Origin of the sequence: Tamlana crocina, from assembly GCA_040429635.1 — a bacterium.
In the GTDB taxonomy this organism is placed as follows: domain Bacteria; phylum Bacteroidota; class Bacteroidia; order Flavobacteriales; family Flavobacteriaceae; genus Flavisericum; species Flavisericum crocinum.
In genome coordinates this window covers 2,700,600-2,713,416 of record CP158972.1, presented here as the reverse complement: position 1 = coordinate 2,713,416, position 12,817 = coordinate 2,700,600, and the positions used below count along the sequence as shown (strand labels likewise).

Annotated in this window: 9 protein-coding genes and 1 pseudogene; all 10 read left to right on the top strand. The window is 36.7% G+C overall.

Going from position 1 to position 12,817, the window contains the following annotated elements; translation table 11 throughout:
* Nucleotides 1-22 precede the first annotated feature (22 nt).
* The 10 genes and pseudogenes from ABI125_11985 (at nt 23) to ABI125_11940 (ending at nt 12,810) form a co-directional block, all read left to right on the top strand.
* The gene (locus tag ABI125_11985; GenBank protein XCF05442.1) at nt 23-868 is read left to right on the top strand and encodes a hypothetical protein; all 846 of its coding nucleotides are present in this window, start codon (nt 23-25) and stop codon (nt 866-868) included.
* Between the two features lie 216 nt (nt 869-1,084).
* Nucleotides 1,085-1,963, top strand: coding sequence for a T9SS type A sorting domain-containing protein (locus tag ABI125_11980; GenBank protein ID XCF05441.1), 879 nt, complete (start codon nt 1,085-1,087; stop codon nt 1,961-1,963).
* A gap of 95 nt (nt 1,964-2,058) precedes the next feature.
* Nucleotides 2,059-2,373, top strand: a complete 315-nt coding sequence (rhaM, locus tag ABI125_11975) for an L-rhamnose mutarotase (GenBank protein XCF05440.1) — start codon at nt 2,059-2,061, stop codon at nt 2,371-2,373.
* Nucleotides 2,374-2,482: 109 nt separating this feature from the next.
* Nucleotides 2,483-4,684: a BNR-4 repeat-containing protein gene (locus ABI125_11970; protein XCF05439.1), complete on the top strand. Its 2,202-nt coding sequence runs from the start codon at nt 2,483-2,485 to the stop codon at nt 4,682-4,684.
* A gap of 92 nt (nt 4,685-4,776) precedes the next feature.
* The gene (locus ABI125_11965) at nt 4,777-5,490 is read left to right on the top strand and encodes a fibronectin type III domain-containing protein (GenBank protein XCF05438.1); all 714 of its coding nucleotides are present in this window, start codon (nt 4,777-4,779) and stop codon (nt 5,488-5,490) included.
* Between the two features lie 142 nt (nt 5,491-5,632).
* Nucleotides 5,633-5,953, top strand: a pseudogene (locus tag ABI125_11960) (glycosyl hydrolase family 28-related protein).
* A gap of 84 nt (nt 5,954-6,037) precedes the next feature.
* On the top strand, nt 6,038-6,352 hold the full coding sequence (locus ABI125_11955) for a hypothetical protein (protein XCF05437.1): 315 nt from the start codon (nt 6,038-6,040) through the stop codon (nt 6,350-6,352).
* A gap of 6 nt (nt 6,353-6,358) precedes the next feature.
* On the top strand, nt 6,359-9,079 hold the full coding sequence (locus ABI125_11950; GenBank protein ID XCF05436.1) for a family 78 glycoside hydrolase catalytic domain: 2,721 nt from the start codon (nt 6,359-6,361) through the stop codon (nt 9,077-9,079).
* Nucleotides 9,080-9,085: 6 nt separating this feature from the next.
* Entirely contained in the window at nt 9,086-11,836 is a 2,751-nt protein-coding gene (locus tag ABI125_11945; GenBank protein XCF05435.1) for a family 78 glycoside hydrolase catalytic domain, read from the top strand.
* Entirely contained in the window at nt 11,836-12,810 is a 975-nt protein-coding gene (locus ABI125_11940) for a family 43 glycosylhydrolase (GenBank protein ID XCF05434.1), read from the top strand. The genes ABI125_11945 and ABI125_11940 overlap by 1 nt, the downstream gene beginning before the upstream one ends.
* Nucleotides 12,811-12,817: the final 7 nt, after the last annotated feature.

The following is a 12,817-nucleotide window of genomic DNA, read 5'->3' as shown; positions in this document are numbered from 1 at the left end:
AAAAGAATTAAAAAAAATAGAAATGAATAAATTAACCTTACTATTACTTACTACCTTAACAACTACTTTGGTAACAGCCCAAGCGATTATTAAACCACCTAAAGGACGCATAGCCATAGTAGCAGATGGCAACTCTCCCGATCCAGATGATTTGGGCGGTACAGCTATTTCTATAGCACTGCTTCGAGCCGCTGGATTAGAAGATAGACTGGTACATTATTCACATAGTTGCGATTTGGTGCGTGTAAATCGAATATCGGAAGCAGCCGAATACGAAAGACATGCCATGATGCAAACGGCCTGTGATGGAACTGCCAGACGTTGGGGAGGTTTTGAAAACCTAACTTTTTTTGATGCCAAATGGCAGCTTGATGAAACGATTAAGGATTTATGCGAAGCCATAAACGCTTCTTCAGAAAACGATCCGCTTTGGATCATTGAAGCGGGCGAGCCCGATATTATTGGTTTTGCCCTAGATGCTACGCCAAAAGAAAAACATCAATTTATAAAAGTTGTAACCCACCACCCGGCAAATGATGATGCTGGCGATTTTTATACTTGGCAGGATATTTTGGATTTTGGCGTAGAAGAAGTGCGTATACCCGACCAAAACATTAATTTAAAGGTTGACGAAGCAGAATGGGACTGGGCAAAAATACACCCAGACCATCGTATGCAATTTGTATGGCTAATGGGTAAAATGGCAGAGATTGATGATGTGGTAAAATTTCAAAAAGGAAAATGGGATTGCTCAGATGCAGGAATGGTACTTTACTGGATGACCGGAGCTACAAATGGAGGTTTAAAGCAAGGCTCAGTAGAACAGGTAAAAGCTATTATGGAAAAGTACATAGCTAATAACCCTTAAAGTTTGAAGAGAGGTTTGCTAGCGATTCTAAGCTTAGAATGTAATCGAGATGATGGTTAAACTAAATTTTATATTGAAATAACTGGCGGTAATAGATTCAATGTTTACCCCGACAAAACAGGACAGAAACATTTTTGTAATGAATTAAGTTTATGAAATCTAACTTGATAACAGTTTAGATTAAATAATTATTAACTAATTAAAACTATTTTATTTATGAAAAAAATTACTTTAAAAATTAGTGTATTCTTACTATTTTTTATGTTTGCACTTCAAGTACAAGCTCAACCATGTCCTGAGCTATATCAAGAAGCTGGTGTTTATAAGATTGCTACTTGTGGGTTGACTCCAGAACTTTACATGACCATTAATGGAGGTACAGGCCAGTTAGAGTGGGCTGCCGAAATAACATCCTCACCAGCTGATGCAACACAACTTTGGACTATACAAGAGCATAGAGAGCCATCTTCAGGTGGTTATGTAGAAATTACAGCAGACCTCTCTGGTCTTGGTGCTGGTCCTTTTACCATGGTTGTAGATCAAGCAAGTTTTAATGGGGGAACCCCAGCAGATGATCAAATTAGAATTACAGCTAGACCTGGTCTTCCAATAAGTGATACAGGTGATGTAAACTACGGTTATGACCAGTTTCAAAGAAGAAAAGCGACAGGTTGGTCAGGTGCTGGAAATAATGCGTTGTTCGCGAAACCACCAGGACAAGGAAATTTAAGATATGGTTTGGTCCCAACTGCTGCAGGAGAGGATGTTATTTTTTGGGATGGTGCGGATCCTAATAATGTTCCACTTTCAATTAACGCACTACGATTAATCTTTGTTTCTACATTAAGTACTACAGACTTTGATACAAGTTCAATTTTTGTTTCTAACCCAGTTAACAATGAATTAAGTGTTAAAGGGCTTGCTGCCAATGTAAACCACCTTTCTGTGTTTTCTTTACTCGGTAAGGAAGTTTTGAGTAGAGATATTAACTCAGAATCAGTAAATATTGATGTTAGTTCTTTAACTAGTGGAATGTATTTAGTTAAACTGAGTAGCGATAAAGGTTCTTTCACTAAAAAGTTTGTGAAGCAATAACAGCTTTCATACATAATATTATTTCTTTCTAAAACATTCTGTCTTGAATAAAGATGGAATGTTTTTTTTACTAATAAATAATTAAACTGCCATACATGCAAAGATTAGCATTTAAAATGAAATTGAATAAAGATCAAAAGGAAGCCTATAAAAAAAGGCATGATCAAATTTGGCCAGAGTTAAAGCAACTGCTTAAAGAAAGTGGTGTGAGTGAATACTCTATTTTCTTAGATGAAGAAACTAGTACACTTTTTGCGTTTCAAAAGGTATCTGGTAAAGGAGGCTCCCAAGATTTGGCTAATAATGAAATAGTAAAAAAATGGTGGGATTTTATGGCAGATATCATGGAGGTAAATCCAGATAATTCACCAGTATCGATACCTCTAGAAGAAGTATTTTACTTAGAGTGACACTGCGATATTATACTAAAATGGGGTTTGACCCCTGCAAAGCAGTATATAGATTTCATGGTATCACTTTACTTTTATAAGTCAACTAAAAACATTAAACTGCTTAAAAATGAAAAAGAACTACATTAGTGGTATAATTGGAGCGTTTAAACCGCTTCAATTATACCTTTTTTTATTATGTGCGTTTTGTTCTCGTGCACAAGTCGTTCTCGAGAATGAAATAAAGATTACCAATTTTGGGTTGCATTTCGATGGAAGCAAGGTAAATGGTGGTGCATCAAATACTGGAGACAATGCACCCTACGATTACTTTTTTGGTCGCAATATTTCTGCTCATGGCGATGCTGTAAAGTCTTTTGGGAATTACGTGTTTTTGACTTGGTATCGGGGTGGGAAGGCAGACCGCCATTTAATGCTTTCACGCTACAATAAAGTAACAGGTGTTGTTGCTACTATTGAATTTCCACATAGGCACACCGGGTATCAAAACCAGTATTGGATTGGCGAATCACATAATACATGCGCCGTTGGTATAAGCCCTAAAGACGGAACCATCCATATGTTATACGATATGCATGCCTATAGCGCATCTAGGCCATCTAATGGAAGTTTAGCCAATGATTATTTTAGATATTCCTATTCGGTTCCAAATGCTGCAACCGTGTCAGATAATGAATTTACATTGGGCCTATTTGTTAAAGACAACGGAGTGGATGGAGATTACAAACATTTGCGAACACCAGGAAGCGTGGCGCAATCTGAATTTGTAGCATTGACCTATCCTAGCTTTTTTCTGAATGACCAAGGAGATCTTCTGTTTTTTATGCGAGAAGGCGGAAATAACAATGGCATGTATAAATTTAGCAAGTATGATGCAACGTCTGGAACTTGGGGGGATTTTATCGATTTTAATAGATTAAATGCTAAAAGTCAACCAGGTATAACATACAACTGGGGGTTATATGGTGATATTAAATATGTAAATGGAAAAATACGTATAGGTTTTCAACGTAGATTATCCAATAATGATGATAAATATCAATATCAAAACGGAATTTATTATGCCTACTCAGATGATCCAAGTGGTGCAACTGGTTGGAAAAATTATAAAGGAGAGTCTTTTGCACTACCTCTAAATGATGCGGATTTTATAAAAGTTATGGAACCCGGAGATTATGTGGCAACAACGCAAACAAGCAAAGTGCATATAGTAGGTGATTTTGATTGGACTGTAACCGCCAATGGAGATGTACATTTTATAAGCCGAGTGAAAGACAATGAAAACAATGTAACGAAGTATTTGCACACGTATCAACCGTCAGGAGAGGGAGATTTTATTACCTCAGAAGATTTTTCTGGAGGTTCAGCGTTGTACACATCTGGTAATGATGTATATATGATAGGCCTGCAGAATGGAAGGGTTTTTGTGGAAAAAACCGAAGGAGGCACTAATAACTTTACAAGAATATACGAAGCAACATCGGGCAAAACATTTGACCATGGCGTGGTACATATTGATGATGGTAAGGTTTACTATTATTTAATGGAAAACAAAACGGGCAATGCCCAACCTCTATACTTGCAAATTATTGATTTAGATATTGAGCCCACAGACCCAACATTACCTAATAATTTTACCATTGAAGCTATTGGAGAAACTTGCACGGGGATGGACAATGGAAAATTGGTTATAAATGGTGCGGCGTCCCATGAATATGTAGCCACAATTGATGGTGTGGATTATGAATTTACAAAAAGCAAAACCATAGAAAGTTTAGCTCCAGGTATTTATAGTTTGTGTATTGATGTTGTTGGGAAAAATTTTCAGCACTGTTACCAAGTAGAAATAGTCGAAGCCGAGTCACTCAGTGCAAAAATAAGTGTAAAGAGCAAACAATCGGCAGAAATAAATGTAGCTTCCGGAACGGCTCCCTACACAGTTATTAAGAATGGAGAAGCTGTTTTACAAACCAATCAAACTACCTTTTCCGTAGATGTTCGGGATGGTGATCTAATTCAAATAAAGAGTAATGAAGCTTGCCAAGGAGAAATGTCAAAAACGATAAATCTGTTTGATAGTGTTAAGGCCTATCCAAACCCGTCCAGCGGTATATTTGAACTAAATATACCTAGTGGCATAGATCAAGTAGATTTAGCGGTATATAATATTCATTCTCAGATGATAAGTGCAAGCACGATTAAGGTGAACGCTGGAAAAGTGAGATTGGATATAGCTAACAAACCCAACGGCATATACTTCGTAAAAATAAACTCAAAAAAGCCAAAATTTATTAAACTAATTAAAAAATAGCATGAAATGAGCCATAACAATTAAGTTGATACCAACCGAAATGTTTAATGGCAAATTGCATCTGACCAATTAAAAACAAATAAAATAAACAGATGAAAAAGTCATATTTATATTTAACCGCGATTTTGTTTACCAGTATTATTTTATCCTGCAGCAGCGGCGGTAACGATGATAATTCGGGTTCAGGTAACGAGACCGAAAACACAGCGCCCACTGTACCAGTGCAGGTTTACCCATTGAGCAACACGTTGTGCATCGACAACAACGTGGTCTTCGAATGGGATACATCAACAGATAAAGAGGGCGATGCGGTAAGCTATCAGGTAGAGGTATCTGAAAAGAGCGATTTTTCAACACTGGCACACGATGTTTCCAGTTCATCGACTTCACGAGTGCTCACTCTAGAAAAAGGGAAGTCTTATTATTGGAGGCTCAAAGCGAAAGATACTAAAGGGGATGAGAGTGCTTATTCTTCTGCCAATCAATTTTTAACCGAAGGAGACGGAGTTTCCAACCATTTGCCCTTTGCTCCAGAATTAGTGTCTCCTGCATTAAATTCAGAAATAGATGGTACGAGTTCCATATTAAGTTGGACAGCCAGTGATGTAGATGGAGATACCCTAAGCTATGATGTGTATTTAGATACTAACAGCGATTTAACAACAAAAGTATCAGAAGATCAATCAGGAACTACTTATGAAGCTACAGGGCTAACCGCGGCATCTACCTATTATTTCAAGATAGTAGCTAAAGATGGTAACGGAGGCGTTACCATTGGACAGGTTTGGAGTTTTACTACGAAATAATTAAATAGATGTTATTTGTACGATATACTAATAGTGGAATTAAATTTATACTAATAAAGGTTTCTTTTTTGAAAAATTGCTTAGGCGTTTTTATTTTACTAGATGTTTATGTTAGTGCTCAAAACACAGAAGCCCTTCATGGATTGACTTTGCAGAGAAAAAGTTAACTGGGAATCTATCCGAAGCAATCTTAAATGATTTCTCTTATACAGGATACCATTTTTCAGAAAAAGAATTACCGGATGTCTCTAATTGGAATACGATAAGCGTAACCGATTATGGAGCAATTCCAGATGATACTGGTTATGACGATGCAGGAATTCAGGCGGCTATTGATGCCGCTGAGGCTAGTAATCAACCAACCGTTGCTTTTTTTCCGGCAGGCAGGTGTATCGTTTCCGGTGAAACCACAAAAACAAAACCTATTACGATTAGTGGGAGCAATATTGTTTTAAAAGGAGCTGGAAAGGGAACTGGAGGAATTGAGATATATGCCGACAAATTCAACGAAAATAAGTTCGGTAGTGGTGCTGCCCATTACCGGTTTATGTTCATACTTTCTAATACGGAGTCCAGCGATATTACTCAAGTTACTTTAGAAATAAAGAAAGGTGATTTTGAAATTCAGGTGGCAAGTACGGCGAATTTAGTCGTAGGGCAATATGTAGATTTGTACCAAAGAACTACGGCTAATTTCGGTTACAGAGGTTGTGTGCACCATTACCGTGTCTTAACAAAAACAATTTTAAAGATAGAACAGGACAGAGTTGTGGTAAAAATAATGCACATTGCCCTTTTAAATTGTTTAATATTTCATTTAACCCATAAACACGGCTTTAAAGCGTTTTTGTATACTATTTAATTTATTATGAAAAAGTTTAAATTACTTTTTGCAGCTTATTTTGTTTTAAGTTTTTTTCTGTACTCATGCGATGAACAAACGGTAGGGGCTCCAGTTTCTTTAACACTTTCTGAGGGCTTCAAAAATCCTTTGGGTTTTTACACTGCCAAACCATCCTTTTCGTGGCAACTTCCTGTTGCTAATGATATCAAGTCGCAATCTGCATATCAAATTATAGTAGCTTCCAGTGAAGAATTATTGCCAAATAATCCTGATTTGTGGGATTCTAAAAAACAAGAAAGTTCACAGTCCAGCTTTGTAAAATACGAGGGAGTCGATTTAAAATCCCGTCAAAAAGTGTATTGGCAGGTTAGATTTTGGAATCAAGATGGTATCCCATCAGCATGGAGTGAAATTAATTCCTTTGAATTAGGATTGTTAAATAACTCTGACTGGAAAGCAAAATGGGCTGGTTTGGATACTGCAAAAGATAGCATAAAAGGGGTACATGATTTTTTAATGCACAGGCCTCAATATTTGCGAAAAGGGTTCGATTTGCCATCAGATATAGCATCAGCAAGATTATACATTACCTCGAAAGGCGTTTTTGATGTGCATTTGAACGGAAAAGATGTTAGTGATGATGTGTTAACACCGGGCTGGACACCCTATAACAAACGTTTTGAAACACTAACCTATGATGTAACCGATATGTTATCTTCAGGAAAAAACGCAATTGCTGTAGAATTGGCATCTGGTTGGCATTCAGGAAGAATTACCAGAGGAACAGCTATTTATGACTTTTTAGCATCTCCAAAAGTGTTATGCCAGTTAGAAATCACTTTAAAAGATGGTTCAAAGAAAACCATTATTTCGGATGAAACTTGGAAAGGCACAACAAATGGGCCAATACGATTAGCAGGTCTGTTCGATGGAGAAGTATATGATGCCAATTTGGAAATGCCCAATTGGACAATGAATACGTTTGATGATGCCTCTTGGAAAAATACAGAAATAGAACCCATAGCTGATACTGTAACCTTAGAACCAAAACGTCATGAAACTGTAAAAACAATGACAGTTATTGAGGATGCAGAAATTGTATCGTCCACAACATCTTCTGTAATTTTCAATTTGAAACAGAATATGGTTGGTGTGCCAAAAGTAACAGTGCCAATGAAAAAAGGCGATACTTTAAAGATTCGCTTTTCAGAAATGTTATTGTCTGATGGTACGTTTTATACAACAAATTACCGCTCAGCAAAATCAACAGATTATTATATCGCATCAAAAGATGGTCTTATCGAGTACACGCCAAAATTCACCTTTCACGGATTTCAATATTTAGAATTGTCAGGATTTGATACCTCGGCAACTCCAAATTCAACTTGGGTAAAAGGATTGGTGCAACATTCTAATTTTGAAAAAAATGGAACGTTTACATCATCACATGATAAATTAAATCAACTGCAAAAAAACATCACTTGGGGTTTAAGAGACAACCTTTTAGATATACCAACCGATTGCCCGCAACGTGATGAGCGTTTGGGTTGGACTGGTGATGCGCAAGTGATTTCGCCAACAGCCATGTTTAATTTTAAAGGGCATGCGTTTTGGACAGCATGGTTGCAAAGTATGCGCGAAACCCAATCTGAACACGATAATGGTTTAGTACCATTTGTTATCCCTGATATATTGCAAAGAAATAGTGCCAGTTCTGGGTGGGGCGATGCCTGTGTTATTATTCCTTGGGATATTTACAATATCACAGGGGATACATCAGTTTTGGAAGAGAATTATGATATGGGAAAAAAATGGGTTGGTTACTATCAATCTAAATCAAAAGATTTTATTCCCAATATTTACTCCTATACAGATTGGTTACAGCCTTACCCATCAAAATCTGGAAAAGAAGGTAATAAAGGCGATACACCAAGATTATTTGTAAATACAGCGTATTTTGCCCATTCGGCGCACTTGGTTTCGAAAATGGCGGGAGTTCTTGGTAAAACTAAAGACGAAAAAAAATACAAGGACTTATATAAAGAAATCGCTCTAGCTTTTGAAAACAAGTTTTTTGATACTAACGGAAAATTTATAAATGAAAAACAAACCCAAACTAGCTATTTATTAGCCATATATTTTGATTTGCTTCAACCAGCAACCAAAGTAAAAGCGCAACAGCATTTATTAGAAGAAATTAAAAAAGCAGACAATCATTTAGGAACTGGATTTTTAGGAACGCCCATTTTGCCTAAGGTGTTGGATGATATGGGAGAAATTGATTTGATGTATGAAATTCTGTTTAAGGAAACCTATCCATCTTGGTTTTACTCCATAAATCAAGGCGCTACCACCATGTGGGAACGCTGGAACAGTTATAGTATAGAAGGAGGCTATAATAAACAACCAATGAATAGTTTAAACCATTACGCCTACGGGGCTATTGGACAATGGATGTACGAACGTATTGCAGGTATTGCACCTTTAGCACCGGGTTATAAAAAAATAAAAATTGCACCTGTGCCCAATGTAAATTTCTTAACATCGACATCGGCCAGCGTAAATACACCTTACGGCAAAGCATCATCTTCTTGGGAAGTAAAGGACAATCTGTTTAATTTAGAGGTAATAATTCCTCCTAACACATCAGCTGAAATTCACCTTCCATATACTTCTAAAAACGAAACCCAAAAACTAAAAAACGTAGGTGCAGGTACCCATAAATTTCAAACGAAACTAAATTAAAATCTAATGAATATTCAATCCAGACAAAAGGCATTTTTACTAACCCTTTTAAGTATTGTTTTTTTAAGTTTTATTTCTTGTGAAGAAAAGAAAACCATAGAAAAAGCAAACGATTTAACGGTTTCTGAAGGGTTTAAAAATCCTTTAGGTTTTTATGATGCTACTCCAACATTTTCTTGGAAACTGCCAGTTGCTGAAGGTGTTAAACATCAGTCAGCCTACCACATTGTGGTGGCCTCCAGTGAAGACTTGTTGCCCGATAATGCCGATTTATGGGATTCTGGTAAACAAATGACAGACCAGTCTGTTTGGGTAAAATATGAGGGCAAACCGCTACAGTCTCGCCAAAAAGTATATTGGCAGGTAAAGTATTGGAATCAAGATGAAGATGTTTCAGCGTGGAGTGCTATAAATCATTTTGAATTAGGATTACTGAATAACAATGATTGGAAAGCAAAGTGGATTGGTTTAGATACTAAAAAAGAAAAAGTATTAGGAAGTCAAGATAATATTATTCATCGTCCGCAATATTTAAGAAAAGGTTTTGAGCTATCTAACGATGTGGAATCTGCAAGATTATATTTAACAGCAAAAGGGGTTTTTGATGTTGCCATTAATGGGGAAGATGTAAGTGATGATGTTATGCCTCCCGGATACACACCTTACAAAGAACGCATAGAAACCATTACTTATGATGTTGGCGATTTAATTGAATCAGGTCAGAATACTATTGGAGTAGAATTAGCTTCAGGTTGGCATTCTAGTAGATTAGGATGGAAAAAAGAATTGTGGGTTGATACAGAAACGCCTAAAATATTATGTCAGCTAGAGTTAACAATGAAAGATGGTTCTAAAGAAGTAATTGTATCTGATGAAAGTTGGAAAGCTACAACCAACGGCCCAATAAGACTTTCAGAAATTTATGATGGCGAAACTTACGATGCTAATTTAGAAATGCCTAATTGGACAACCAATAATTTTAGTGATAAAAATTGGGAAACGGTTAATACATTTCCTGTAACAGATGCTATTCGTTTAGAACCAAAAAGACACACTACTGTAAAATCTAAAATTGAATTAAAAGCGAAGGAAGTTGTAGAAAAAGATGGTGCTTTTATTTTCGATTTTCAGCAAAATATGGTTGGTGTACCATTGCTTAAAGTGCCAATGAAAAAGGGGGAGATACTTAAAATTCGTTTTGCAGAAAAGTTGTCTCCAGATGGTTCGTTTTATACAAAAAACTATAGAACAGCTTTGTCCACAAACTATTATACAGCATCAAAAGATGGCGTTATAGAGTGGATGCCAAAATTTACATTTCATGGATTTCAGTATGTGGAACTAAGCGGATTTGATACCTCAAAAACCCCATCAACTGATTGGGTAACAGGTTTGGTGCAGTATTCAGATTTTGAAGAAAATGGCTCATTTACATCCTCTCACGAAAAATTAAATCAATTACAAAGTAATATTGTTTGGGGCTTAAGAGGAAACTTTTTTGACATCCCCACAGATTGTCCACAACGTGATGAACGCATGGGATGGACTGCTGATGCACAGGTATTTGGTCCAACTTCTATTTTTAATGCCGATGTGTATAAGTTTTGGGCAAGTTGGTTACAAAGTGTTCGTGAATCACAGTATGATAATGGCGGAATTCCTTGGGTAGTGCCAGATGTACTTTTTAACAATAAAGTAAGTGCAGGGTGGGGAGATGCTTGTGCAATAATCCCTTGGGATATATACAACAGAACTGGGGATAAAAGAATTCTTGAAGAAAACTTTGAAACCATGAAGGGTTGGGTAGCATATCATGAGGCTACTACCAAAAATTATATTTCTTCTATGGGATTTTTTGCAGATTGGTTGCAACCGCTTCCTAAAAACGGCAATAATAAAGGGGACACCTCTAAAAGCTTAATTGGAACGGCTTTTTTTGCACATTCAGCTAAATTAACAGCGCAAACTGCTGAGGTATTAGGTAAAAAAGAAGAGCAAGCTAAATATGAGGCTTTATTTAAGACAGTTGCAAATGCTTTTGAAAATAAGTTTTTTGATGAAACGGGAAAAGTAAAAGGCGTTGAAGAAACACAAACCTCATATTTATTAGCATTGGCTTATGATTTATTGTCTGAAGGTAAAAGAGAAAATGCTAAAAAGTATTTATTACAAAAAATTGAGGAAGCCGATAATCATTTAAGAACAGGCTTTTTAGGTACACCACTATTATCACGAGTTTTGGACGAAATGGGGGATACAGATTTAATGTATAAACTACTGTTTAACGAAACCTATCCATCGTGGTTCTATTCCATCAACCAAGGTGCCACAACTATTTGGGAACGTTGGAACAGCTATAGTAAGGCAGAGGGTTTTAACCCTCAAAAAATGAATAGCTTAAATCATTATGCTTACGGAGCGATAGGCGAATGGGTGTATGAACGAATAGGAGGCATTGAACCATTAGAGGCGGGTTATAAAGTCATTCGTATTGCTCCAGAACCTAAAAGTCCATTAACATCAGCATCGGCTGAATTAAATACACCATATGGGAAAGTTGCTTCTTCATGGAAAATTAATGAAGGCACTTTTACTTTAAATGTAACTATTCCACCAAATACAACAGCAAAAGTTATATTACCAGGAACTGCAGAATCGATTGAAGATACAAACGATATAAAAACGATAAGCTCAGACACTGACGATACTGAATTATTGGTACAACCAGGAACCTACACGTTTAAGTCTAAATTATAATGAAACAAGGATTTCAAATAGTTGTTGTTTTGATATTTGGTTTATCCTTGGTAAGCTGTAAAAATGAAAAAAAAGAACAGGGAGCTAATCCAGCGGTTGAAGTAAAATCCTCGGTACACAATGAAGGCAACAATCCTGTAATTCGTCATATTCGAACTGCAGACCCATCGGCTCATATCTGGAACGATGGTAAAGTGTGGATGTACACCTCTCGTGATATGGAGGACGCCACATTTTACGATTCTATGGATGGGTATCGTGCGTTTTCATCAACAGATATGGTAAATTGGATAGACCATGGCGAAGTATTACATTCCAGAGATATTCCTTGGGGTGCAAAAGGCTGGATGTGGGCACCAACTGCCATTTACAAAAACAATAAATACTATTTATTATATCCACATTCTGTAAAAGGTTCAAAAGACGATATGCGATGCGGTGTTGCCGTTAGTGATGTTCCAGAAGGCCCGTTTAAAGACATCGGTTGGATTGAAGGTGTTGAAGGCCAATGGCTAGACCCCTGTGTGTTTGAGGATGATGATGGAAAAGTCTATTTATACTGGGGCGTCAGAACACCTAAAGTTGCACGCTTAAAAGACAATCTTTTAGAGTTAGCGGAAGCACCAAGAACCATTGAATATGGCGCTAAAAATTTCTTTGAAGCCAGTTACATGCACAAACGCAATGGAAAATATTATTTCTCGTATAATACTGGTTTAGGTGGTTTTTATGGGATGGCAGACAATCCTTATGGGCCTTTTGAATACAAAGGTGCTATCAACCCTAAACAAAGACAAGACCATCATTCTATTGTAAACTACAAAGGGCAAGATTACTTTTTTTATCATTGGCAAAATTGGAATGGCGGTTCAAAGTTTAGTAGAAACACTTGTATAGAATATTTGTATTACAATGAAGATGGTACTATACAAGAAATTGTTGCCACAGAGGAAGGCGTGAAAAAAGTAGAATAAAAATATC